At 71.1% G+C, this 24,243-nt stretch carries 25 protein-coding genes; 22 read left to right on the top strand and 3 right to left on the bottom strand.

What is annotated here, in order from left to right; genetic code table 11:
- Positions 1 to 11: 11 nt before the first annotated feature.
- The 11 genes from pdxS to VGN50_RS11475 all read left to right on the top strand — a co-directional run bounded on the left by pdxS (position 12) and on the right by VGN50_RS11475 (position 11,001).
- Positions 12 to 959, top strand: a complete 948-nt coding sequence (gene pdxS / locus VGN50_RS11525; protein WP_327444924.1) for a pyridoxal 5'-phosphate synthase lyase subunit PdxS — start codon at positions 12 to 14, stop codon at positions 957 to 959.
- On the top strand, positions 956 to 1,579 hold the full coding sequence (gene pdxT / locus VGN50_RS11520; RefSeq protein ID WP_327444923.1) for a pyridoxal 5'-phosphate synthase glutaminase subunit PdxT: 624 nt from the start codon (positions 956 to 958) through the stop codon (positions 1,577 to 1,579). The genes pdxS and pdxT overlap by 4 nt, the downstream gene beginning before the upstream one ends.
- Positions 1,576 to 2,334, top strand: coding sequence for a YebC/PmpR family DNA-binding transcriptional regulator (locus VGN50_RS11515; RefSeq protein ID WP_327444922.1), 759 nt, complete (start codon positions 1,576 to 1,578; stop codon positions 2,332 to 2,334). Before pdxT ends, VGN50_RS11515 begins: the two co-directional genes overlap by 4 nt.
- Before the next feature lie 81 nt (positions 2,335 to 2,415).
- Entirely contained in the window at positions 2,416 to 2,955 is a 540-nt protein-coding gene (ruvC, locus tag VGN50_RS11510) for a crossover junction endodeoxyribonuclease RuvC (protein ID WP_327444921.1), read from the top strand.
- A complete protein-coding gene (ruvA, locus tag VGN50_RS11505; RefSeq protein ID WP_327444920.1) occupies positions 2,952 to 3,557 on the top strand; it encodes a Holliday junction branch migration protein RuvA in 606 nt (201 codons plus the stop codon). The genes ruvC and ruvA overlap by 4 nt, the downstream gene beginning before the upstream one ends.
- A gap of 15 nt (positions 3,558 to 3,572) precedes the next feature.
- A complete protein-coding gene (ruvB, locus tag VGN50_RS11500; RefSeq protein ID WP_327444919.1) occupies positions 3,573 to 4,676 on the top strand; it encodes a Holliday junction branch migration DNA helicase RuvB in 1,104 nt (367 codons plus the stop codon).
- Between the two features lie 114 nt (positions 4,677 to 4,790).
- Positions 4,791 to 5,102 (top strand): preprotein translocase subunit YajC, encoded by a 312-nt coding sequence (gene yajC, locus VGN50_RS11495; protein WP_327444918.1) that lies wholly within the window; start codon positions 4,791 to 4,793, stop codon positions 5,100 to 5,102.
- A 12-nt stretch (positions 5,103 to 5,114) separates the two neighbouring features.
- The gene (secD, locus tag VGN50_RS11490) at positions 5,115 to 6,950 is read left to right on the top strand and encodes a protein translocase subunit SecD (RefSeq protein WP_327444917.1); all 1,836 of its coding nucleotides are present in this window, start codon (positions 5,115 to 5,117) and stop codon (positions 6,948 to 6,950) included.
- On the top strand, positions 6,947 to 8,137 hold the full coding sequence (gene secF, locus VGN50_RS11485) for a protein translocase subunit SecF (RefSeq protein WP_327444916.1): 1,191 nt from the start codon (positions 6,947 to 6,949) through the stop codon (positions 8,135 to 8,137). Before secD ends, secF begins: the two co-directional genes overlap by 4 nt.
- An 11-nt stretch (positions 8,138 to 8,148) precedes the next feature.
- On the top strand, positions 8,149 to 8,679 hold the full coding sequence (locus VGN50_RS11480; RefSeq protein WP_327444915.1) for an adenine phosphoribosyltransferase: 531 nt from the start codon (positions 8,149 to 8,151) through the stop codon (positions 8,677 to 8,679).
- Between the two features lie 9 nt (positions 8,680 to 8,688).
- Positions 8,689 to 11,001 (top strand): bifunctional (p)ppGpp synthetase/guanosine-3',5'-bis(diphosphate) 3'-pyrophosphohydrolase, encoded by a 2,313-nt coding sequence (locus tag VGN50_RS11475; protein WP_327444914.1) that lies wholly within the window; start codon positions 8,689 to 8,691, stop codon positions 10,999 to 11,001.
- An 18-nt stretch (positions 11,002 to 11,019) separates the two neighbouring features.
- Here VGN50_RS11475 and VGN50_RS11470 read toward each other — a convergent pair whose 3' ends face one another.
- Positions 11,020 to 12,387, bottom strand: coding sequence for a DUF349 domain-containing protein (locus VGN50_RS11470; protein ID WP_327444912.1), 1,368 nt, complete (start codon positions 12,385 to 12,387; stop codon positions 11,020 to 11,022).
- A 3-nt stretch (positions 12,388 to 12,390) separates the two neighbouring features.
- Positions 12,391 to 13,224: a peptidylprolyl isomerase gene (locus VGN50_RS11465; RefSeq protein WP_327444911.1), complete on the bottom strand. Its 834-nt coding sequence runs from the start codon at positions 13,222 to 13,224 to the stop codon at positions 12,391 to 12,393.
- Between the two features lie 44 nt (positions 13,225 to 13,268).
- Here VGN50_RS11465 and VGN50_RS11460 point away from each other — a divergent pair, with 44 nt between their 5' ends.
- From VGN50_RS11460 to VGN50_RS11450, 3 genes are read left to right on the top strand one after another with little or no spacing between them, the layout of a single operon-like run.
- A complete protein-coding gene (locus VGN50_RS11460; RefSeq protein WP_327444947.1) occupies positions 13,269 to 13,967 on the top strand; it encodes an MBL fold metallo-hydrolase in 699 nt (232 codons plus the stop codon).
- Positions 13,955 to 15,289, top strand: a complete 1,335-nt coding sequence (hisS, locus tag VGN50_RS11455) for a histidine--tRNA ligase (protein ID WP_327444946.1) — start codon at positions 13,955 to 13,957, stop codon at positions 15,287 to 15,289. Before VGN50_RS11460 ends, hisS begins: the two co-directional genes overlap by 13 nt.
- A gap of 51 nt (positions 15,290 to 15,340) precedes the next feature.
- On the top strand, positions 15,341 to 16,639 hold the full coding sequence (locus tag VGN50_RS11450; RefSeq protein WP_327444910.1) for a 4-alpha-glucanotransferase: 1,299 nt from the start codon (positions 15,341 to 15,343) through the stop codon (positions 16,637 to 16,639).
- Here VGN50_RS11450 and VGN50_RS11445 read toward each other — a convergent pair.
- A complete protein-coding gene (locus VGN50_RS11445) occupies positions 16,566 to 17,189 on the bottom strand; it encodes a hypothetical protein (RefSeq protein WP_327444909.1) in 624 nt (207 codons plus the stop codon). The genes VGN50_RS11450 and VGN50_RS11445 overlap by 74 nt on opposite strands.
- On the opposite strand from VGN50_RS11445, the gene xerD reads away from it, so the two are divergent.
- The 8 genes from xerD to VGN50_RS11405 all read left to right on the top strand — a co-directional run bounded on the left by xerD (position 17,188) and on the right by VGN50_RS11405 (position 24,131).
- Positions 17,188 to 18,138 carry a site-specific tyrosine recombinase XerD gene (xerD, locus tag VGN50_RS11440; RefSeq protein WP_327444908.1) on the top strand — a complete coding sequence of 317 codons (951 nt, stop codon included), beginning with the start codon at positions 17,188 to 17,190 and terminating at the stop codon, positions 18,136 to 18,138. The two genes, VGN50_RS11445 and xerD, sit on opposite strands and share 2 nt — an antisense overlap.
- A 217-nt stretch (positions 18,139 to 18,355) precedes the next feature.
- Positions 18,356 to 19,171, top strand: coding sequence for an AAA family ATPase (locus tag VGN50_RS11435; protein WP_327444945.1), 816 nt, complete (start codon positions 18,356 to 18,358; stop codon positions 19,169 to 19,171).
- A gap of 5 nt (positions 19,172 to 19,176) precedes the next feature.
- Positions 19,177 to 20,073 (top strand): ScpA family protein, encoded by an 897-nt coding sequence (locus tag VGN50_RS11430; RefSeq protein ID WP_327444907.1) that lies wholly within the window; start codon positions 19,177 to 19,179, stop codon positions 20,071 to 20,073.
- Positions 20,066 to 20,674: an SMC-Scp complex subunit ScpB gene (gene scpB / locus VGN50_RS11425; RefSeq protein WP_327444906.1), complete on the top strand. Its 609-nt coding sequence runs from the start codon at positions 20,066 to 20,068 to the stop codon at positions 20,672 to 20,674. The genes VGN50_RS11430 and scpB overlap by 8 nt, the downstream gene beginning before the upstream one ends.
- A complete protein-coding gene (locus tag VGN50_RS11420; protein WP_327444905.1) occupies positions 20,671 to 21,531 on the top strand; it encodes a pseudouridine synthase in 861 nt (286 codons plus the stop codon). The genes scpB and VGN50_RS11420 overlap by 4 nt, the downstream gene beginning before the upstream one ends.
- Positions 21,532 to 21,568: 37 nt before the next feature.
- Entirely contained in the window at positions 21,569 to 22,651 is a 1,083-nt protein-coding gene (locus tag VGN50_RS11415; protein ID WP_327444904.1) for a prephenate dehydrogenase, read from the top strand.
- Between the two features lie 60 nt (positions 22,652 to 22,711).
- Complete coding sequence (cmk, locus tag VGN50_RS11410) at positions 22,712 to 23,416, top strand: (d)CMP kinase (RefSeq protein WP_327444903.1); 705 nt, start codon at positions 22,712 to 22,714, stop codon at positions 23,414 to 23,416.
- Between the two features lie 16 nt (positions 23,417 to 23,432).
- Positions 23,433 to 24,131: a lysophospholipid acyltransferase family protein gene (locus tag VGN50_RS11405; protein WP_327444902.1), complete on the top strand. Its 699-nt coding sequence runs from the start codon at positions 23,433 to 23,435 to the stop codon at positions 24,129 to 24,131.
- Positions 24,132 to 24,243 lie beyond the last annotated feature (112 nt).

The following is a 24,243-nucleotide window of genomic DNA, read 5'->3' as shown; positions in this document are numbered from 1 at the left end:
GTAGTCCCCCCATGTCCGCCGACGCAACTGCCTCAGCCACCGAGCCCACCGCCGGGCCCACCACCGGCACCGCCCCCACCGAGCGCGGCACCCGTCTCGTCAAGCGGGGCATGGCCGAGATGCTCAAGGGCGGCGTCATCATGGATGTCGTCAACGCCGAGCAGGCCAAGATCGCCGAGGACGCCGGCGCCGTCGCCGTCATGGCGCTCGAGCGGGTCCCCGCGGACATCCGCGCCCAGGGCGGGGTCTCCCGCATGTCCGACCCCGACATGATCGACGGGATCATCGAGGCTGTGTCCATCCCGGTCATGGCCAAGGCGCGCATCGGTCACTTCGTTGAGGCCCAGGTGCTGCAGTCGCTGGGCGTGGACTACATCGACGAGTCCGAGGTGCTCACCCCGGCCGACTACGCCAACCACATCGACAAGTGGGCCTTCACGGTGCCCTTCGTCTGTGGTGCGACCAACCTCGGTGAGGCACTGCGCCGCATCACCGAGGGCGCGGCCATGATCCGGTCCAAGGGCGAGGCCGGCACCGGTGACGTCTCCAACGCGACGACCCACATGCGCCAGATCCGCCAGCAGATCCGCCGCCTCCAGAACCTCCCCGAGGACGAGCTCTACGTGGCCGCCAAGGAGCTCCAGGCCCCCTACGAGCTCGTCAAGGAGGTCGCCGAGGCCGGCAAGCTGCCCGTCGTGCTGTTCACCGCGGGCGGCATCGCTACGCCCGCCGACGCCGCGATGATGATGCAGCTCGGCGCCGAGGGCGTCTTCGTCGGGTCCGGCATCTTCAAGTCCGGCAACCCCGCCCAGCGCGCCGAGGCCATCGTCAAGGCGACGACCTTCTTCGACGACCCCGACGTCATCGCCAAGGTCTCCCGCGGTCTGGGCGAGGCCATGGTGGGCATCAACGTCGACGAGATCCCCGAGCCCCACCGCCTGGCCGAGCGCGGCTGGTGAGCGGGGCGACGACGTCGCCTGCGCGTCCGACCATCGGCGTCCTGGCTGTCCAGGGCGATGTCCGTGAGCACCTGGCTGCCCTGGGCGAGGCGGGCGCCCGGGCGGTCACCGTCCGCCGGCCCTCCGAGCTCGAGGCCGTCGATGCGCTGGTGATCCCCGGCGGCGAGTCCACCACCATGGACAAGCTCGTGCGCGCTTTCGAGCTCTACGAGCCGCTGCGCAAGCGCATCGCCGACGGTATGCCGGCCTACGGCTCGTGTGCCGGGATGATCATGCTCGCCGACCGCATCGCCGACGCCCGGCCGGACCAGCAGACGCTGGGCGGGATCGACATGACCGTGCGCCGCAACGCGTTCGGACGTCAGGTGGACTCGTTCGAGGAGGACATCCACTTCACCGGGCTGGCCTCCACCGTGCGAGCCGTCTTCATCCGCGCCCCCTGGGTCGAGGAGACCGGGGATGGCGTCGAGGTCCTGGCTCGAGTGGAGGAGGGGCCGGCCGCCGGTAGGATCGTCGCCGTTCGGCAGGGGGCGCTGCTGGCCACCTCGTTCCACCCGGAGGTGAGCGGTGACCATCGGGTCCACGCTGAGTTCGTCGAGATCGTGAGGACACATCAATGAGCGGCCATTCCAAATGGGCGACCACCAAGCACAAGAAGGCAGCGATCGATGCCAAGCGCGGCAAGCTGTTCGCCAAGCTGATCAAGAACATCGAGGTCGCGGCCCGTCAGGGCGGTGGTGACCCCACCGGCAACCCCACGCTCTACGACGCCATCCAGAAGGCCAAGAAGTCCTCGGTCCCCAACAACAACATCGACAACGCGGTCAAGCGCGGGTCCGGGGCCACGGCAGGCGGCTCGGACTGGGAGACGATCACGTACGAGGGGTATGCCCCCGGCGGGGTCGCCATCCTCATCGAGTGCCTGACGGACAACCGCAACCGCGCGGCCGCCGAGGTGCGCACCGCCCTGACCCGCAACGGCGGCCAGCTCGCCGACCCGGGCTCGGTGTCGTACGTCTTCGACCGCAAGGGCGTGGTCGTGGTGCCCAAGGGCGACAAGACCGAGGACGACATCCTCGAGATCGTGCTCGAGGCCGGTGCCGACGAGGTGAACGACCTGGGCGAGTCCTTCGAGATCATCTCCGAGGCGACCGACTTCGTCGCCGTCCGCAAGGCCATCCAGGACGCCGGCATCGACTACGACTCCGCCGAGGCGTCGTGGGTGCCCAACCTCCAGGTCCCGCTCGACACCGACGGCGCCCGCAAGATGATCCGCGTCATCGAGGCGCTCGAGGACTCCGACGACGTCCAGGACGTCTTCGCCAACGGCGACATCAGCGACGAGGTGCTCGCGGAGCTCGACGCCGAGGAGTGAGCGCGTGTTGGTGCCGTCTCGGGCTCCGCTCACTGTGTAGCGTCTGACCCGAACACCTGTTCGGATCGAAGGAGGCTCGGCGTGCGCGTTCTCGGGGTTGACCCGGGGCTGACCCGGTGCGGCGTCGGCGTGGTGGAGGGCGGCCGTGGCCGCTCCGTCTCACTGGTGGCCGTCGGTGTCGTGCGCACGCCGCGCGAGCACCCGACGGCTCAGCGGCTGCTGTACCTGCAGGACGAGCTCGATATCTGGCTCGACCGGTTCGAGCCCGACGCGGTGGCGGTCGAGCAGGTGTTCGCCGACGTCAACGTCGCGAGCGTGATGACGACCATGCAGGCCTCTGCCGTCCCCCTGCTGGCCGCGGCCCGACGCGGCCTGCCGGTCACGCTGCATACGCCCACGTCGGTCAAGGCAGCGGTGACCGGCTCCGGGCGGGCCGACAAGGCCCAGGTGACCGCGATGGTCACCCGGATCCTGCGGATGACGGCGGCGCCCCGACCCGCCGACGCCGCGGACGCGCTCGCCCTGGCCATCTGTGACCTCTGGCAGGGTTCCGGCTCGAACCGGCTGGCCCTGGCCGCCGCCAGCGAGCGGGCCCGGCTGCGCGCTGCGGTGGCCCGGTGATCGCCTCGGTGCGGGGGACGGTCCGCTCGATAGGCCTGGACCGCGTCGTCGTCGAGGTCGGGGGAGTGGGCATGCTGGTCCACACGACCGCAGCCACGGCGGCGTCCGTGCGGCACGGTCAGGAGGCCGCGCTCTCGACGACGCTGGTCGTCCGTGAGGACTCGCTGACCCTCTACGGCTTCGCCTCCGACGACGAGCGCGACATCTTCGAGCAGGTCCAGACCGTCTCGGGTGTGGGCCCGAGACTCGCCCTGGCCATGTTGTCGGTCCTGGTGCCCGACCGGCTGCGGGCGGCGATCAGCGGGTCCGACATCGCGGCGCTGACCACGGTGCCCGGCATCGGCAAGAAGGGCGCGGAGCGCATGGTCCTCGAGCTCCGCGACAAGATCGGCGCGCTGCCCGGCGCCGGCGGCGTCGCTGCCGCCACCACGGCCTCCCCGACGGTCGCCTGGCGTGACCAGGTGGCCGAGGCGCTCGTGGGCCTGGGCTGGTCTGCCAAGCAGTCCGAGGACGCCGTGGCACGCGTGGCCGAGCACGCCGACCCCGACGCCAGCGTGTCCGACCTGCTTCGCGCGGCGCTGCGCGAGCTCGGTCCCCGGTGAGGCAGGCTGTCCTCCATGGCTGACGGGTTCTCCTCCGAGATCTACGAGGACCAGTCCCTCGACGCGACCGCTCGCATCGTCGACGCAGGCAGCGAGGCCGACGACCGCACGGTCGAGGCGGCTCTGCGGCCACGACGGCTCAGCGAGCTGTCGGGGCAGCACCGCGTGCGGGACCAGCTCTCGCTGGTCATCGAGGCGGCCAAACGTCGCGGCACGCCGCCCGACCACGTGCTCTTCTCCGGGCCACCAGGGCTCGGCAAGACCACCCTGGCGATGATCGTGGCGGCAGAGCTGGAGCGCCCCATCCGCATCACCAGCGGGCCCGCGATCCAGCACGCCGGCGACCTGGCGGCCGTGCTGTCCTCGCTGATGGAGGGCGAGGTGCTGTTCCTCGACGAGATCCACCGGATGTCGCGCTCGGCCGAGGAGATGCTCTACCTCGCCATGGAGGACTTCCGCGTCGACGTGATCGTCGGCAAGGGACCGGGGGCGACCGCCATCCCGCTCGAGCTGCCGCCGTTCACGGTCGTCGGAGCGACCACCCGCGCCGGTCTGCTGCCGGCGCCGCTGCGCGACCGGTTCGGGTTCACCGGCCATCTCGACTTCTACGCCACCGAGGACCTCGTCACCATCCTGGAGCGGTCCGCCCGGCTGCTGGGGGTGCGTGCCGACAGCGCCGGCATCGGCGAGATCGCGGGCCGGTCCAGGGGCACGCCCCGGATCGCCAACCGGCTCCTGCGCCGGGTGCGCGACTGGGCGCAGGTGCACGGCCAGGACATCGTCGACGAGGAGGCCGCCCACGCGGCGCTGGCCCTGTTCGATGTCGACGACCGCGGCCTGGACCGCCTCGACCGCGCAGTCCTCGACGCCCTGTGTCGCCGCTTCGCCGGCGGCCCGGTCGGCCTGTCCACCCTCGCGGTGGCGGTCGGCGAGGAGGCTGACACCGTCGAGACGGTGGCCGAGCCCTTCCTGGTGCGCGAGGGGCTGGTCGCTCGTACCCCTCGTGGCCGCATGGCCACCCATCTCGCCTGGGCTCACCTCGGCCTCGCCCCGCCGCACGGCGTCGAGGGCCAGGCTCCGCTGCCGATCGAGGGCGACCTGGGGCGCTTCGGCGCCTGAGACGGAACGCCACGCCGACGGGGCGCGTTGGTCGGTATGCCGTGTGTCACCTACACTCGGGCGGTCGCCCAGACTGGTGGCCACCCATCCAACTCGCCCGTGAAGGACTCTTTCATGTCAAGTGGCGGCTCCTCAGCCGGCCTGCTGTTCTTCCTGTTGCCGGTGCTGCTGATCGGCTTCATGGTGCTCAGCCAGCGGCGTCGCCAGCGCGACGTGCGGTCCCTGCAAGGGGGTCTTGCCGTCGGCGACGAGGTCTGCACCACCTCCGGCCTGTTCGGCAGCGTCACCAGTCTTGACGACTCCGTCGTCACCCTCGAGATCGCTCCAGGGGTCACCGTCCGCTTCGACCGGCGCGCGATCGGCTCCAAGGTGAGCCCCACCGCCCCCGCGGCCGACGCGCCCAGCGCGCCCGAGAGCACCGAGTAGAGGTCACCACCTGTGGCAATCAACCCGCACCACCGCACACCGCTGCGCGTCCTGGCCGCACTCGCCGCCATCATCCTGGGCCTCTACGGCCTGCTGTTCGCGGCCACCACCTGGGGGACCGCCCAGTGGAAGCCCAAGCTGGGGCTCGACCTCGAGGGCGGCACGCAGATCGTGCTGCAGCCCGTGCTCGTCGGCAACAGCAGCGTCTCGCAGGACCAGCTGAACCAGGCGCGCGACATCATCGTCCAGCGCGTCGACGCCAACGGCATCGCGGGCGCAGAGGTCACCACCCGCAACGGCCAGGACATCGTGGTCAGCATGCCGGGCATCCCCGACCGCGCCACCGAGGACGCGATCCGCAAGTCCTCCCAGATGCGCTTCCGCCCGGTCATCGAGGCTGCTCCCGGCACCACCGCGCCGACGCCCACGGCCACACCCACCGGCACGTCCACGGGCCCGCTCGCGCCCCCGCCCACCGGCACGGGGACCTCCACGCCCACCGCCAAGGCCACGCCGGCGACCACCACGAAGGCCGGGTCCGCCCTGCCCGGCGCGTTCGTCCGTGCGACGACGGCGCCCGGTCCGACGGCGACCTCCACGACGACCCCCAAGACGACCTCCACGGCGACCCCCGGGGCCAAGGCCACCGCGACTTCGAGCCCGAGTGCCACCCAGGGCACGGCCAAGCCCGCGAACGCCAGCGACCCGGCCTGGGTCACGCCCGCCATTGCGGCACAGTTCCAGGCGCTCGACTGCGTCAAGGACGCCAGCGCCCTCGACAAGCTCGTCGACGACCCGGCCAAGCCGCTGGTCACGTGCAACGACACCGGCACCGAGAAGTACGTCCTCGGGCCGGTCGAGGTCCGTGGTGACCAGATCAGCGACGCACAGGCCGGCTACGTGCCGCTGTCCAACGGCCAGCCGTCGACCCAGGTCGAGATCCGGCTGTCCTTCAACAGCAGCGGCACCGACGCCTTCGGGAAGGTGACGACCCGTCTGGTCAGCCTTCCGGACCCCCGTAACCGGTTCGCCGTCACGCTCGACTCCAGGGTTCTGACCGCGCCTGTCGCGCAGGCCGCCATTCTCACGGGGCAGGCCAGCATCACCGGCAACTTCACGATCGCCAGCGCCCGTGACCTCGCCAACCAGCTCAAGTTCGGTGCGCTGCCTATGTCGTTCTCGCTGCAGACCCGTGACCAGATCAGCCCCACGCTGGGTAGCGAGCAGCTCCGGATGGGCCTGATCGCCGGCCTCATCGGCTTCCTCCTGGTGTTCCTCTACTCCCTGGCCCAGTACCGCGCCCTCGGCCTGGTGACCGTCCTGTCCATCGTGATCGCCGCCTCCCTGACCTACGTGTCGATCGCGTTGCTCGGGTGGTCCCACAACTTCCGGCTCGATATGGCGGGCGTGACGGGTCTGATCGTCGCGATCGGTGTCACGGCAGACTCGTTCATCGTCTACTTCGAACGCATCCGCGACGAGGTGCGTGAGGGCCGGCCGCTGCGCGCCGCGGTCGACACGGGGTGGCGTCGCGCGCGACGCACCATCCTGGCCGCGGACGGCGTCAACTTCCTGGCGGCGATGATCCTCTACCTGCTGGCGTCCTCGAACGTGCGCGGCTTCGCGTTCACGCTCGGGCTGACCACGCTCATCGACCTCCTCGTCGTCGTCATGTTCACCCACCCGCTGGTGGGCCTGCTGGCCACGACGAAGTTCTTCGGTGGTGGCCATCGCTGGTCGGGGCTCGACCGTGAGCGGCTCGGCGCCAAGGCCGTCCGGTATGCCGGCCGCGGCCGGATCGCCGTCGGCCGACCTACGCCCGTCGCGAACGAGGGGAGCGTGCTGTGATCAACTTCGCGGCATTCGGCAACGACCTCTACACCGGCAAGCGGTCGATCGACTTCGTCGGGCGGCACCGTCGCTGGTATGCCCTCTCCGGGCTCTTCATCCTGCTCGCTGCCCTCGGCCTGACCCTGCACGGGCTCAACCTCAGCCTGGAGTTCAGGGGCGGGTCAGAGTTCCGGGTCTCGGGCGTCAGCACCTCCTCCGACTACGAGGCACGGGCCAAGGCCGCGGTCAACACCGTCAGCTCCGCCGGCGCTGCCGAGGTGACGCGGGTCGGCAGCGGCACCGTGCGCGTGCAGACCGAGAAGCTCGACGACGCACAGTCCGAGCAGGTCCGCACCGCGCTGGCCTCGGCGTTCAAGACGGACGCCCGGAACATCTCGGCGTCCTTCGTGGGTCCTTCATGGGGTGCGTCGGTCAGCCAGCAGGCTCTGAAGGCGCTGGCTGTCTTCCTCGCGCTGGTGTCGCTGGTCATGGCTATCTACTTCCGCACCTGGAAGATGGCCGTTGCGGGCTTGGTGGCCCTGCTGCACGACCTGTTCATCACTGTCGGCGTCTATGCGCTGGCCGGGTTCGAGGTCTCGCCGGCGACGATGATCGGCTTCCTGACGATCCTGGGCTACTCGCTCTATGACACCGTCGTGGTGTTCGACAAGGTCCGCGAGAACACCACCGAGGCGCTGGGCAACGGCCGGATGAGCTACGCCCAGGCCGCCAACCTCGCTGTGAACCAGACGCTCGTGCGCTCGATCAACACCACGATCGTCGCGCTGCTGCCGATCGGCTCCATCCTCGCGATCGGCTTCCTGTTCCTCGGCCCCGGCACGCTGCTCGACCTGGCGCTGGCCCTGTTCGTCGGCATCGCCGTCGGCGCCTACTCCTCGATCTTCATCGCGACACCCCTTCTGGTGCACCTGCGCTCCAAGGAGCTGCCCGTCGTCGACCTCGCCAAGAAGGCCCAGCGGTACCAGGCTCGCCACGGTGGGGTCGTGTCCTCCTCCGACGCGGCTCCGGTGCCGCACGGCGAGGCGGACGAGGACGCGCAGGTCGACGACGCGCTGCCCGCGCCGGTGGGGCGTGACGAGGTAGGGGTGGCTCCGCGAGCGGCCGGTGGTGTCCGCGAGACCCACAAGTACGCGCAGACCGGTCCCCGCAACCAGCCTCGCCGTCCGCCGAAGTCGCGGCGCTGAGCGAGCCTGCGATGACTGCCTCTCTCGCCGAGCTCGTCGACGCCCGGCTGCGCGATGTCAAGGACTTCCCGAGCCCGGGGATCGTGTTCAAGGACGTCACCCCGGTGCTGGCCGACGCAGAGGTCTTCTCGGCCGTCGTCCGCGACATGGCAGACCGCCGGCGCGGGACCGTCGATGTCGTGGTCGGCATCGAGGCCCGTGGCTTCATCTTCGGGGCCGCGCTGGCGCACGAGCTGGGCCTCGGCTTCGTCCCCGTCCGCAAGGCCGGCAAGCTGCCCGGCGCCACCCACGGGCTGACCTACGAGCTTGAGTACGGCACCGCCACGATCGAGATCCACGAGGACGCCTTCGTGGCCGGCGCCCGGGTGCTCCTCGTCGACGATGTCCTGGCCACCGGCGGCACCGCGGAGGCCGCCTGCCGGCTGCTCGAGCAGGCCGGAGCCGAGGTCGTGGCCTTCGAGACCCTCGTCGAGCTGGCCTTCCTGGCGGGGCGTGAGCGTCTGGCCCGGTATGACGTCCACGCCACCGTGGTGGTCACGTAGGCTTCGTTCATGAGTGAGGACTTCGTCATCACCGGGCCGGTCAGCGGCGCGTCCTCCTCCAGCCGTGTCCGCGCTCGGCTCGCCCGCTTCGGCGGTCGCGCGGGACTGGCCAACCCGGTCCTCGAGCCGTTGCTCCAGAGCGTCCGGGCGACCCACCCCAAGGCCGACCTGACCGTCATCGAGCGGGCCTACGTGGTGGCCGAGGAGGCCCACCGGGGCCAGGTCCGCAAGTCCGGCGACGCCTACATCACCCACCCTCTGGCCGTGACCACGATCCTGGCCGAGCTGGGCATGACCCCCGCCACTCTGGCGGCGGCGCTCCTGCACGACACGGTCGAGGACACGTCATACAGCCTGGCGCGGTTGGAGAAGGACTTCGGCCACGAGGTCGCGATGCTCGTCGACGGCGTCACGAAGCTCGACAAGGTGACCTACGGCGACGCCGCCCAGGCCGAGACCGTCCGCAAGATGGTCGTGGCCATGGCCCGCGACATCCGCGTGCTGGTCATCAAGCTGGCCGACCGGCTGCACAACGCGCGCACCTGGCGCTACGTCTCGGTCGAGTCGGCCCAGCGCAAGGCCCGCGAGACGCTCGAGATCTATGCGCCGCTGGCCCACCGGCTCGGCATGAACACCATCAAGTGGGAGCTCGAGGACCTGTCGTTCGCGACGCTGTACCCCAAGGTCTACGACGAGATCGTGCGACTCGTCGCCGAGCGTGCCCCAGCCCGTGAGGAGTTCCTGTCCGGGGTCCGCGAGCAGGTCAGCGACGACCTGCGGGCCGCCAAGATCAAGGCCACGGTCACCGGACGCCCCAAGCACTACTACTCCGTCTACCAGAAGATGATCGTGCGCGGTCGCGACTTCGAGGACATCTACGACCTCGTCGCGGTGCGGGTACTGGTCGACTCGGTACGCGACTGCTACGCGGCCCTGGGTGCGCTGCACGCCCGCTGGAACCCCTTGCCCGGGCGGTTCAAGGACTACATCGCGATGCCCAAGTTCAACATGTACCAGTCGCTGCACACCACGGTCATCGGGCCCGAGGGCAAGCCGGTCGAGATCCAGATCCGCACCCACACCATGCACCGCCGGGCCGAGTACGGCGTCGCGGCCCACTGGAAGTACAAGGAGGACGCCACCGCGGCTCCGGCGTCCGCGGGCGAGGGCGAGACCGGCCCGATCAACGACATGGCCTGGCTGCGACAGCTGCTGGACTGGCAGAAGGAGACATCCGACCCGGGTGAGTTCCTCGACGCCCTTCGGTTCGAGATCAACGCCCGCGAGGTCTACGTCTTCACCCCCAAGGGGGAGGTGGTGGCCCTCCCCGCGGGCTCGACTCCCGTGGACTTCGCGTATGCCGTGCACACCGAGGTCGGTCACCACTGCATCGGTGGGCGGGTCAACGGCCGCCTCGTGCCACTGGAGTCGGTGCTGGAGAACGGCGACGTCGTCGAGGTGCTCACGTCCAAGGCCGACGGAGCGGGCCCGTCGCGTGACTGGCTGACCTTCGTCAAGTCGCCGCGCGCCCGCAACAAGATCAAGCAGTGGTTCTCCAAGGAGCGCCGCGACGAGATGATCGAGTCCGGCAAGGAGGCGATCGCCAAGGCGATGCGCAAGGAGGGCCTGCCCCTCCAGCGCCTCATGTCGGTGGAGACCCTGACGGGGCTGGCCTCCGAGCTGCGCTACCAGGACATCGACGCCCTCTATGCCGCGGTGGGGGAGGGCCACGTGTCGGCCCAGCACGTGGTCGGACGGCTGGTGGCCTCGCTCGGTGGCGAGGAGGGCGCCTCGGAGGACCTGGCCGAGGCGACCATCCCGAGTGGCCGCACCATGCGCCGCCGCTCGGGCGACCCCGGCGTGGTCGTCGTGGGCACCGCGGACGTCTGGGTCAAGCTCGCGCGGTGCTGCACCCCGGTGCCTGGCGACCCGATCATGGGCTTCATCACCCGCGGCAACGGGGTATCCGTGCACCGAACCGACTGCACCAACGCCGAGTCGCTGCTGTCCCAGCCCGACCGGCTGATCGAGGTCGAGTGGGCGCCCTCAGCGGCCAGCGTCTTCCTCGTCCAGCTGCAGGTCGAGGCGCTCGACCGCAACCGGCTGCTCTCGGACGTGACCCGGGTGCTGTCCGACCAGCACGTCAACATCCTGTCCGCGTCGGTGCAGACCTCACGCGACCGAGTGGCGGTCAGCAAGTTCACCTTCGAGATGGGTGACCCCAGCCACCTGGACCACGTGATCAAGGCCGTGCGCAAGATCGACGGCGTGTTCGACGTCTACCGCATCACCGGCACCAAGGCGACCGCCGCGAAGGCCTAGCCGCGCCTGCGCTGGGGCTCAGCCGCCGAACTCGTCGAGGTTGCCCCGAGCCTGGGCCAGCCACTGCTCCTGGGCCGCCAGCTTGGCCTCGGCGTCCTTGAGCCGGCGCTCGTTGCCGCCGGCCCTCGCCTTGTCGACGTCGACGCGCAGCGCGGCCACCGAGGCCTCGAGCTGGTCGACCATGCTCTGGGCGCGGGCGGCCACTTCGGGGTTGGTCTGGTGCCAGCGCTGGTCGTCGGCGTCGCGAACGGCCTGCTCGATGCGGCGCATGGCCTTCTCGACCCGCTCGACGTCGCCGCGCGGCACCTTGCCAGCGGCATCCCACTTGTCCTGGATGGTCCGCAGGGCGGCCTTGGCGGCCTCGAGATCGGTGACGGGCAGGATCGCCTGGGCTTGGGCCAGCAGCTCCTCCTTGACGGCCAGGTTGGCGCGGAACTCCTCGTCCTCCTGGGCCGACACGGCGTCCTTGGCGGCAAAGAAGGAGTCCTGGGCCGCCTTGAAACGCTCCCACAGGGCATCGTCGTCGGCGCGGGAGGCCCGGCCGGCCTGGCGCCAGCGGTCCATGAGCCGCTTGAAGGCCCCGGCGCTGGGGCCCCAGTCGGTGCTCGTGGCCAGCGCCTCGGCCTCGGTCACGAGCGCCTGCTTGGCGGCCTTGGCCTCGGCCTGGCTGCCCTCGAGCTGGGCGAAGTGCACGCGGCGGGCCTTGTCGAAGCTGTTGCGGGCCGAGGAGAACCGCTGCCACAGCGAGGCCTCGACGTCGCGCTCGAGCCGGACTCCGCCCCGCTGATGCTGCTTCCACTCGTCGAGCAGCGCCCGCATACGCGCTCCGCTGGTCTTCCACTGGACCTTGCTCTCCGGCTGGGCGGCGATCGCCTCGGCTTCGGAGACGATCCGCTCGCGCTCGGCGGTCGCGGCGGCGCGGGCCGCGTGGCGCTCGGCGGTCTCGGTCTGCTTGCGTGCCGACGTGGCCGAGTCGATCTCGGCCAGCTTGGCGTCCAGTGCCGCCAGGTCGCCGACGACGTGCGCCTCGGCGCAGTGCTGGCGCAGCTTGGCCAGCGCCTCGGTCGCGTCCTTGCTCGACAGGTCCGTCGTCGTGACCCGCTGGTGCAGCAGGTCGGCGGAGGCATAGAGCTCGTCGTACTTGCGCGCGAAGTAGTGCAGGGCCTCCTCGGGCGTGGCGCCGGGGTAGGCGCCGACCTCTCGTTCGCCGTCGGGCGTGCGCACGAACACCGTGCCGTCCTCGGCCACACGGCCGAAGGTCTCGGCGGGAGGTCCTGGCGGCGGCGTCGGGGCGGCCGTGGGCTGGGGATGGGCGACCTTGCGAACCGCCGCGGGGGTGGGCCTGGGGATCGGCGTTGGCTTGGGTGCGGAGTTCTGCTCAGTCACGGGTCAGGCCTTCTTCTCGGTCACAGCAACCGAAAGGATGCTGATGGGTGCGTTCGGGGCTCCGTCACCGGTGCCACCGCTCGCGCCTGCTGCGGCGATCCTGTCGACAATATCCATTCCGCCGGTCACCGTGCCGAAGATGGAGTAGCCGCCACCGTCAGTCGGGAGGGTCGAGTCCTTGTAGACGATGAAGAACTGGTCGCCGTTGCTGTGGGGATCGCTCGTGCGCGCCATGGCCAGGGTGCCCGTGGGGTACTTCCCGTCCTTGGGGGCGTTCTCGATGCCGTAGGAGTAACCCGGGCCGGTGCCCCGGCCGCCCAGTGGGTCACCGCACTGCAGCACGAAGATCCCTGCAGTGGTGAGCCGGTGACACGGGCTTGCCGCGAAGTAGCCGGACCTCGCGAGCGCGAGGAACGAGGCGACGGTCTGGGGAGCCTTGGCGCCGTCGAGCGCCAGGGTGATGCGCCCGCAGTTCGTCGTGACCACCGCGGTGAAGTGCTTGCCGGCCGCGGTCCTCTTGTCGGGCAGCTTGCTGGTCTTGATGGTGGTGGGGCGCGGCGGTGGCGTGGCGCAGCCCTCGAGCGTCGTGGGGCCCGTGCTGGCGCTCGGCGAGGGCTTGGCACCAGAGGCCGGTGCGCTGCTGGCGGCGACGGCCGGTGTGCTGTGGCTGTTGAGGGCAGACGTGAGGAAGACCAGCCCGAGCACGACCACCAGCACTGCGGCGACCACGATGCCCACCTGGCGGTTCCGCGCGGCGATCCGCGCCCGTTCGGCCGCGCGGGCCTCGAGCTTCTGATGGCGGCGGCGGGCCTTGGCCCGCTCCTGTTCCCTCGTCACGCGCGCCAGTCTAGGCAGGAGTCGTCATGGCTAGGCTTCGGGCCGTGCTCACCATCGCCTTTCCGGCTGCTGCCTTCGACACCAACTGCTACGTCATCGCCCCTGCCGCGGGCGAGGAGTGCCTGGTCGTGGACCCGGGGATCGGGGTCGAGGACACCGTGGCGGCGGTCCTCCGCGAGCACCGGCTCCGGCCGGCGGCGGTGCTGCTCACCCACGGCCACCTCGACCATGTGTATGCCGTGGCGCCGGTGTGCGGCGGCGGCACCGCGGCCTATATCCACGCGGAGGACCGCTACCGGCTCGAGGACCCCCTGGCGATCGTCAACCCCGGGATGCTCGCGATGCTGGAGCAGCAGTTCGGGCGCAAAGCGACCTGGCGCGCGCCCGAGCGGGTGGTCGAGCTGGCCGGGCGCGACGCGCTGGAGCTGGCCGGACTGCAGGTCTCGGTGATGCATGCTCCCGGACACACCGAGGGGTCGGTGATGTTCGGCCTCCCGCAGGTGCCCGATGGCGTCACCGGGGTCGAGGTGTCCAGCACCGTCCTGAGCGGCGATGTGCTCTTCGCCGGGTCTATCGGGCGGACCGACCTGCCCGGTGGCGACCACGCAGCGATGCAGCGGTCACTGCGCGATGTCGTGCTACCGCTACCCGACACGACCCTGGTGCTGCCCGGGCACGGTCCCGCCACGACGATGGACCGGGAGCGGGCCACGAACCCCTATTTGCAAGGATTGGGCGCGTGAAGATCTCGCCGATCAGCGGCTTTCCCGAGTACCTCCCGGCCGAGCGCATCGTGGAGCAGCACTTCCTCGACGTGATCCGCGAGACCTTCGAGCTGCACGGGTTCCCCTCGATCGAGACGCGCGCCGTGGAGCCCGTGGAGCGGCTGCTGGGCAAGGGCGGCGATGCCGACAAGGAGATCTACGCGGTGTCGCGGCTCGCGGCCGAGGACAGCGCCGCGGATGCCGAGCTGGGGCTGCACTTCGACCTGACGGTGCCGTTCGCCCGCTATGTGCTCGAGAACGCCGGCCACCTGCCCTTCCCCTTCCGTCGGCACCAGATCCAGAAGGTCTGGCGTGGCGAGCGCCCCCAGGAGGGCCGCTACCGCGAGTTCACCCAGGCCGACATCGACGTGGTCGATGTCGGTGCGCTGGCCCCGCACTTCGAGGCGGAGATGCCGCTGGTGGTGGCCGAGGTGTTCCGCCGGCTGCCGATCGGTCCGATGGTCATCCAGGTCAACAACCGCAAGATCCCCGAGGGCTTCTATCTCGGGCTGGGCATCGAGGACGTCACCGGCACCCTGCGCATCGTCGACAAGCTCGACAAGATCGGCCCCGCCAAGGTGGCGGACGCCCTGGTCGACGCGGGTTGCACCGAGGAGCAGGCCGCCCGGTGCCTCGCCCTGGCCGAGATCCGCTCCGAGGACCTGTCGTTCGTCGAGCGCGTCCGCGCCCTCGGCGTCGAGCACCCCATCCTCGACGAGGGGCTGGAGGCGCTCGGCGCCGTCATCCAGGCCGGCCTCGACAACGCGCCGGGGGCGATGGTCGCCGACCTCAAGATCGCCCGCGGCCTGGACTACTACACCGGCACCGTCTACGAGACCCAGCTCGTGGGCTACGAGTCGTGGGGCTCCTTCTGCTCCGGGGGCCGCTACGACTCGCTGGCCAGCGACGGCAGGACGACCTATCCGGGCGTCGGGATCTCCATCGGGGTGTCGCGCCTACTGGGACTGCTGCTCGGCAAGGGGCTCCTGAAGGCCAGCCGCTCGACCCCTGCCTGCGTCCTGGTGGCGGTCAACGACGAGGCCAGCCGCCGGAGCTCCACGCGCGTCGCCACGGCGCTGCGTGGCCGCGGCATACCGTGCGAGGTGGCTCCTGCGGCGGCCAAGTTCGGCAAGCAGATCCGGTATGCCGAGCGGCGGGGGATCCCGTACGTCTGGTTCCCGGGCGGCGGGGGTTCCGGTGACCAGGTCAAGGACATCCGCTCCGGCGACCAGGTGGACGCCGACGGGTCGACGTGGTCTCCTCCCGCTGAGGACCTTGCTCCTCAGATCGTGCGCGCTTGAGGGCCTGAGCTCTCGCGCGCCCGACCGCGCCGCCGCGTAGGGTTTCGCACCATGAGCACCCAGGCCACCGGCTCACCGGTCACGGCGCGTCGGGCCAGCGGCGTCCAGCTGCACGTGACCTCGCTGCCCGGGGGTCGTCTGGGCGCTCCGGCCCGCGAGTTCGTGGACTGGCTCGCCGAGGCCGGGCAGTCTGTGTGGCAGGTGCTGCCGGTGACCATCCCCGACCGGCATGGTTCGCCCTACAAGTCGCCCTCGGCCTTCGCTGCGTCGCCCGGTCTCCTGGAGCACCCCGACGCAGAGGTCAGCCCGGATGAGCTCGAGGACTTTGCCGAACGCCAGGCCTACTGGGCCGGCTCGTGGACGGCGTTCGGCGGTGACCTCGCGGACCAGGTGCGGTTCGAGCGCGAGTGGACCGCTCTGCGGGACTACGGCCGGGCGCGTGGCATCAGGCTGATGGGCGACGTCCCCATCTACGTCGCGCCCGACGGCGCCGACGAGCGGGCGTGGCCCGAGTTCTTCCGCAGCGACGCGGTCGCCGGTGTCCCACCGGACGCGTATGCCGCCGAGGGCCAGCTCTGGGGCAACCCCCTCTATCGCTGGGACGCGCTCGCGGCTGACGGGTACCGCTGGTGGACCGAGCGGCTACGGCGGACCTTCGACCTGTTCGACCTCGTGCGCGTCGACCACTTCCGAGGGTTCTCCGCGTTCTGGGCCGTCCCGGCGGAGGCTGAGACGGCCCTGGAGGGGCGCTGGGAGCCGGGCCCCGGCCGGTCCGTGTTCGACGCGGCCGCAGCAGAGCTCGGGCCGTTACCCGTCCTGGCCGAGGACCTCGGAGACATCGACGAGCCGGTGAACGAGCTACGCCGGGCCCTGGGCTTCCCGGGGATGGCAGTGCTCCAGTTCGCCTTCGACCCGGGCTACGAGGTCAACACCCACGACCCCGACCACCACGAGGTCAACCAGGTCGTCTACACGGGCACCCACGACAACGACACCGTGTGCGGGTGGTGGGCCGACCTGCCCGAGCACCGCCGCGAGCGGGCGCGGGCAGAGTGCGCCTCGCGCGGCATCGCCGTCGACATCGACCAGGAGCCGTCCTGGGCTTTGATCGAGCTGGCTTTCGCCGCGCCGTGCGGGCTGGCCATGACCCAGGCCCAGGACGTCCTGTCGCTGGGCTCGGAGGGCCGTATGAACGCCCCGGGCACCGAGGGCGGGTGGCGGTGGCAGCTCGAGCCGGGGGCGCTGACCACCGACCTCGCTCAGCGGCTCCGGGCGGTCACTGCGCTGAACGGCCGCCACCCGGGGGACGCAGACCGCAGTCCCTCAGCTCGAGCAGTGCCAGGGACCTGATCGTCGGCTCGTCACCGCGTCGCCAGGCGCCGGTCGGGTCGTCGGACACCCTCGCCAGCACCTGCAGCGGCTGGTTGGACATGGCGCGCAGTGCGAAGAGGTCGAGGTCGGCCGCGGAGTCGACGAACCGCTGGGCCGCCGTGGCCCGACGCACGAAGCGGCCACGGAGCAGCAGCCACACCCCCCCGACGACAAGGATCGGCACCAGGGCGGTGACCCAGCCCAGCAGGAGCGCCAGCCGGGTCACCGCGCCCACGAGGTCGGTGCCGGCCTGCTGGATCGTGGTCCCGGCCGCGGCGGCCCGGTGGAAGGGCGCTGAGATCGAGTCGCCCACGAGGGGGACGTCGTGAACGGCGTTGCCGGCACTGTCCAGCTGCTGGCGGAACCCCGAGCCGGCGCTCTGCAGCCGTCGACCGGGTGCGGCCAGGTCCATGGTCTGGTCGTGGACCAGCCGCCCCGCCCACGCCCAGACGCAGACCCAGGTGAGCATGGCCACGTCGGCCAGGATCTGCATCGTGCGCCGGGCCGGCAGGTCCGCATACAGCTTCATGCCGCCTAGACTCCCATTCGTGCCTCCCTCCAGCGCGGTCGAGCGCGCGGTCCGCGGCTGGCTGAACCACCTCGAGGTCGAGCGCGGGGTCAGCACCAACACCCTCAGCTCCTACCGGCGCGACCTCGCTCGCTACGCGGCATACCTCGAGGGGCGGGGGGTCGACGAGCCGGCTGAGGTGACCGAGGCGCACGTGAGCGACTTCCTGGCCACCCTGCGCGAGGGCAGCCCCGACCACCCCCCGCTGGCCGCGTCGTCGGCAGCCCGCACGCTCGTGGCCGTGCGCGGCTTCCACCGGTTCCTCGCGCTCGAAGGGGACGCTCCGACGGATCCGGCGGCCGCCGTGAGCCCTCCGCGGGCGCCCGCCAGGCTGCCCAAGGCCATCGGCATCGAGGAGGTGGAGCGGCTTCTCGCCGCAGCCGGCGTGGGAGACACCCCGGCGTCGCTGCGCGACCGGGCCCTGCTGGAGGTGCTCTACGGCGTGGGCGCGCGCATCTCGGAGGCCGTCGGCCTGGACATCGACGACATCGACGCCCAGGAGGGGGTCGTGCGGCTGTTCGGCAAGGGCAGCAAGGAGCGCCTCGTGCCGCTGGGCTCGTATGCCGCGCAGGCCCTTGACGCGTACCTCGTGCGGGGGAGGCCGGTGCTTGCCGCGAAGGGCAAGGGCACTGCCGCGGTGTTCCTCAACCAGCGGGGGAGCCGGCTGTCACGTCAGTCGGCCTGGGCGGTCATGCGCACGGCCGCCGAACGGGCCAACCTCGACGGACACCTGTCCCCGCACACCCTGCGGCACTCCTTCGCCACGCACCTGCTCGACGGGGGCGCCGACGTCCGGGTCGTCCAGGAGCTGCTGGGCCACGCGTCGGTGACCACGACCCAGATCTATACGCTCGTCACGGTGCAGCGGCTCCGCGAGGTCTATGCACAGAGCCATCCCAGGGCCCGCTGAGAAACCCGCTGATAGGGTCGTGCCGATCAGCGCGAGGCTGACCGACGAACGCAATCTCACCGGGAGTGAAACGCCTGTGGACCCTGAGGTGACCACGACGCAGATCCAGCCGTCGCACGAGACCTCCGCCCTCCAGCCTTCCGGTGCAGCGTCCTCGGCGAGGCTGCCCGGCATCGAGGCCGTCGAGGTGGGCCAGCTCGGCCCCACAGGGCGGCCCATGCCCAACTTCCCCGAGCCCCCTGCGCTCGCGAGCCACGGGCCGGCCCGGATCATCGCGATGTGCAACCAGAAGGGCGGCGTCGGCAAGACGACGACGACGATCAACCTGGGCGCTGCGCTGGCCGAGGTGGGCCGACGCGTGCTGCTGGTGGACTTCGACCCGCAGGGCGCGCTGTCCGTGGGGCTGGGCGTGCGGGCGAACGAGCTCGACGTGACGGTCTACACGCTGCTGGTCGAGCGCGGGCACGACGTCCGCGACGTCATCCAGAGCACGGCCACCGAGAACCTCGACGTGATCCCCGCCAACATCGACCTGTCCGCGGCCGAGGTGCAGCTCGTGGGCGAGGTCGCCCGCGAGCAGATCCTGGCGCGAGTCCTGCGCCCCGTCATGGACGAGTACGACGTCATCCTGGTCGACTGCCAACCCTCGCTGGGGCTGCTCACGGTCAACGCGCTGACCGCGGCTCACGGTGTGGTCATCCCGCTGGAGTGTGAGTTCTTCGCGATGCGCGGTGTGGCCCTGCTCGTCGAGACGATCGACAAGATCACCGACCGGCTCAACCCCCGCCTGCAGGTCGACGGCATCCTCGCCACGATGTTCGACTCCCGCACCCTGCACAGCAAGGAGGTCGTGCGCAGCGTCGTCGACCACTTCGGTGAGCGGGTCTTCCACACCGTCATCAGCCGCACGGTGAAGTTCCCCGACGCGACCCTGGCGGCCGAGCCGATCACGACCTACGCCCCGGCGCACGCGTCGGCCGCGGCATACCGACAGCTCGCCCGCGAGCTCATCGCCCGCGGCGGTGCGGCCTGACCTCGGTGGCCGACGAGGCCGTGAGGGCCGAGCCAGCTGCGATCACGCCGGGAGGCGTCATCACCCGGCGTGGCGGGTCGACGCCGTTCGAGGTGCACCTCGACGTGTTCTCGGGGCCGTTCGACCTGCTGCTCGGGCTCATCAGCAAGCACAAGCTCGACATCACCGAGATCGCCCTGGCCAAGGTGACCGACGAGTTCATCGCCCACATCAAGGCCGCTCGCGCCGCCGAGACCGAGTGGGACCTGTCCCAGGCCTCGGAGTTCCTGTTGATCGCCGCGACGCTCCTCGACCTCAAGGCTTCTCGCCTGCTCCCGCAGAGTGGCCCGCAGGACGAGGAGGACCTGGCGCTGATCGAGGCCCGGGACCTGCTCTTCGCCCGGCTGCTGCAGTACCGCGCCTTCAAGGACATCGCCTTCACCTTCGCCGAGCGGATGGAGACCGCGGGCCGCATGACACCGCGCCAGGCCGGGCTTGAGCCCCAGTTCGCCGCGCTGCTCCCCGAGCTGGTCATGGGCATCACCCCCGAGCAGCTGGCCATGATCGCCGCGCGCGCGATGACTCCCAAGGTCGCCCCCACGGTGGGCCTGGAGCACCTCCACGCGCCGCAGGTGAGCGTCCGCGAGCAGGCGGGAGTCATCGCGGCCCGGCTCCGCAGCGAACGCACCTGCTCCTTCCGCGCGCTGGTCGCCGACGCCGACTCGACACTGGTCATCGTGGCGCGCTTCCTCGCCCTCCTCGAGCTGTTCCGCGAGGCCGCGATCGCGTTCGAGCAGGCCGAGGCGCTCGGCGAGCTGACGGTCCGCTGGACCGGGACCGACGACGGGGCGGTCGAGGTCAGTGACGAGTTCGACGAGACCGAGAACGAGGGCGAGGCAGTGGAGGACAACGCGGATGAGTGAGATGGACACGGTCGAGCAGGAGCAGATCGCCTTAGACGTCAACGACTTCCCCGGGGGCGCCCGTAGCGCCATCGAGGCGGTCCTGATGGTGGTCGACCAGCCGATCACCGAGATCGCCCTCGCCTCGGCCCTTGAGCTGCCCGTGGACGACGTGCGGGCCCACCTCGAGGACCTCGAGCGCGAGTATGCCGCCCAGCAGCGCGGCTTCACCCTGCGTTCGGTGGCCGGCGGGTGGAGGGTCTACAGCCGGTCCGACTACGCCCCCGTCGTCGAGAAGTTCCTGCTGGACGGCCAGCAGGCCAAGCTGACGCAGGCATCCCTGGAGACGCTGGCGGTGATCGCCTACCGGCAGCCCATCTCGCGCTCTCGGGTCAGCGCGGTGCGTGGCGTCAACGTCGACGGTGTCGTGCGCACGCTGCTCAACCGCGGCCTCATCGAGGAGCTCGGTGCCGAGGGCGACAGTGGTGCCGTTCTCTACGGCACCACCGACTACTTCCTCCAGAGACTCGGCCTCGGGACCCTTGACGAGCTTCCCGCACTGGCCCCCTACCTTCCCGAAGTCGACGTGCTCGACGAGATCGCAGAACAAGGACGCGCATGACACCCCCACGCAGCAGAAGCGGTTCCGGCTCGGGCACGGGCCGACCCCAGCGCGCCGGCTCGGGCACGACCAAGCGCAGCCAGCCCACGCGCGTGCCCAAGGAGCGGGTCGAGCCGACCGTCGATGTCCACGACCCCGACGGCATCCGCCTCCAGAAGCTGCTGGCGGCGGCCGGCGTCGGGTCGCGGCGGGTGTGCGAGAACCTCATCGCCGACGGCCGGGTGGAGGTCGACGGCCACATCGTCACCGAGCTCGGCGTGCGCATCCGCACCGACCAGACGGTCCATGTCGACGGTGTGCGCGTCCAGCTCGACGAGAGCCGCGTCTACTTCGCGTTCAACAAGCCGCTCAACGTCGTCACCACGATGAACGACGAGCTGGGCCGGATCAACATCGGCGACTACGTCGGTGACCGTCACGAGCGGCTGTTCCACGTGGGCCGCCTGGACGCCGACACCGAGGGCCTGCTGATCCTGACCAACGACGGTGACCTCGCGCACCGCCTGCAGCACCCGCAGTACGGCGTCGCCAAGACCTACCTCGCCCAGATCCGGGGCCCGGTCCCGCGCGACATCGGCAAGCGTCTGCGCGAGGGCATCGAGCTGGACGACGGACCCGCCTCGGTGGACTCGTTCCGCATCGTCGACTCCCAGCCGGGCAAGGCGCTCGTCGAGGTGATCCTGCACGAGGGCCGAAAGCACATCGTGCGCCGCCTCCTCGATGCCGTGGGCCACCCGGTGCTCTCTCTGGTGCGCACGCAGGTCGGCCCGATCCATCTCGGTGACACCAAGCCGGGCAAGCTGCGCAAGCTCAGCAAGGACGAGGTCGGCAAGCTCTACTCGGCCGCCGGACTCTGAGTGCCCGAGCGCGGGCCTGCTCGGTAGCCTTCGCGTCGTGACCTCACGTGTGCGCATCGTCGGGACCGGCCTGATCGGCACGAGTCTCGGCATCGCCCTGACCCGGGCCGGCTACGCGGTGACGCTGAGCGATCCTTCGCCGACGGCGGTGGCGCTCGCGCGTGACCTCGGTGCCGGTGTCGTGGCCGGGTCGGACGACGAGGCGCCGGAGGTCGTGGTCGTCGCCGCGCCACCCGACGTGGCCGGGACCGTCGTCGCCGCCGAGCTGGCGGCATGGCCGTCGGCCGTCGTCACCGATGTCGCCTCGGTCAAGGTGGCCGTACTCGAGGACGTCCGCTCCCGAGGCGCCGACCTGACCCGGTATGCCGGCTCCCACCCCATGGCCGGTCGAGAACGGTCCGGGGCGGTCGCCGCGCGAGGTGACCTGTTCGACGGGCGCGCCTGGGTGGTGGTGCCGCACGCGACGTCGTCGCAGGCCGCCGTGAAGGCCGTCCACGAGCTGGCCCAGGCTGCCGGTGGCACCGTCTCGACGATGAGCCCGGAGGAGCACGACGCGGCGGTCGCTGTGGTCTCGCATGTGCCGCAGCTGGCATCCTCGCTGGTCGCCAGCCGCCTACGCGAGCTCACCGACCCGGCCGTTGCGCTCGCCGGGCAGGGCATCCGCGATGTCACCCGGATCGCGGCCAGCGACCCGCAGCTATGGACCCAGATCCTCGGCGGGAACGCCGCGGCCGTGCGCGACGTATTGCTGCACGTGCAGACCGAGCTCGCCGAGATCCTGGGCGCCCTCGACACCTTGGCCGACGGTGACGGTGTCGGCGCCCGCGAGGTGCTGGCCCGGGTCGTGGCCCACGGCAACGCCGGCCACGCACGGATCCCGGGCAAGCACGGGGCGGCGCCGACGGCATACAGCGTGGTCGTCGTGCTGGTCCCCGACCGGCCGGGCGAGCTGGCCCGGCTGCTGCACGACGTGGGGGACGCCGGGGTCAACCTGGAGGACCTGCACCTCGAGCACGGGATGGGGCAGCCGTTCGGGCTGGCCGAGGTGTCCGTGCTGCCCGCGGTGGCCGAGCGGCTCGCCGGCGAGCTGACCGCACGAGGCTGGCGGCTGCACGGCTGAGTGCCGCGCTGACATGGACGTTTCGCCGGGCGTCGGACCCAGCCAATAGGCTCAGTCCTCATGAGCAGCAAGCACCTGGTCATCGCCGTCGACGGGCCCTCCGGCTCCGGCAAGTCCAGCGTGTCCCGGGCGGTGGCCCAGGCGCTGGGCGTCGGGTTCCTCGACACGGGTGCGATGTACCGGGCGGTCACGTGGTGGTGCCTTGAGCACGGGATCGACCTGGCCGACCGTCAGCGGGTCGCCGAGGTGGCGCGTGACCTGCGGCTCGAGATGGGCACCGACCCGTCGCATCCGAGCGTGCGGGTGGGCGGTCGAGAGATCGAGGACGACATCCGCACGACCCAGGTCAGTGAGGTGGTCTCCAAGGTGGCCACCAACACCCTGGTCCGGCCCATCCTGCAAGACCTGCAACGTGAGCTGGTGCGGCGGATCGCCAGCGAGACCGGGGGAGTGGTGGCCGAGGGGCGCGACATCACCACCGTGGTGGCTCCCGACGCAGACGTGCGCGTCCTGTTGACCGCCAGCGTGGAGGCGCGGCTGAGGCGACGTTCCACCGAGCTGCACGGCGAGGCCGGCGCAGCCGCCGTCGAGGCGACCCGAGACCAGATCGTCCGGCGCGACGCCGACGACTCGACGGTGTCCCAGTTCACCGAGGCTGCGCCCGGGGTGCACCTGGTCGACACCTCCGAGCTCGACTTCGGGCAGAGCGTGGAGGCACTGCTTGGGGTCGTGCGGGCGCAGGCGCCCGACAAGGTGCCCGCGTGAGCGACGGGATCTTCGCGTGAGCGGGTCAGTGCCCGTGCCTGCGCTCTGGCGCGTCCGGGTCAACATGGTCGTGGGGCGCGTGCTGTTCGGGGCCTTCTATCGCGTCGCGGTGGTGGGCCGAGAGCGCGTCCCAGCCTCGGGGCCGGTCCTGTTCGTGGGCAACCACGTGGGGGTGCTTGACGGTCCGATGCTGCCGGCGCTCGCGCCGCGGCCCACCTGCGTGCTGGTCAAGCGCGAGCTGTTCCGGGGGCTCTTGGGCTGGTTCCTGCGGTTCATCGGGCACATCCCCGTGACCCGAGGCTCCGGTGACCGGGCCGCGCTGTCCGCCGCGGTGGCGATCCTGCACGCCGGGGGAGCGGTGGGCATGTTCCCCGAGGGCACCCGTGGCCGCGGCAACGTCGCCGCCGTGCACCAGGGGGCGGCGTGGCTGGCGCAGCAGGGCGGCGCCCAGGTCGTGCCTGTCGCTTTCCTGGGCACCCGAGCCAGCGGTGCCTCGACGGGATCGCTGCCGCCGCTGCGCAGCCGCATGGTCGTCGAGTTCGGCAACCCGGTCGACCTGGCCGTCGACGCGGGCCTCACCGGCCGCCAGCGGCTCGTCGCGGCCACTGCCGCGCTGCGTGAGGGCCTCGCCTCGCACGTCCGCGAGTCCCAGCAGCGACACGGCGTGCTGCTCCCCGAGGACGACGGCGCGCGGGGGCTCGACCCTCGCCTCTGAGCGCGGGGCAACAGGCCCGTACTGCGGGGCCCCCGAAGTGCGCGACAATATGAGGCGGCCGCGCGCCATACCCCGTCGTGCATCCGGCCTCTCGACCAACGCAAGGAACCCC

The organism is Pedococcus sp., assembly GCF_036000045.1.
Taxonomy (GTDB): Bacteria; Actinomycetota; Actinomycetes; order Actinomycetales; family Dermatophilaceae; genus Pedococcus.
The sequence above is the reverse complement of the archived record's forward strand: the minus strand, read 5'-3'. Positions and strand labels throughout refer to the sequence as shown.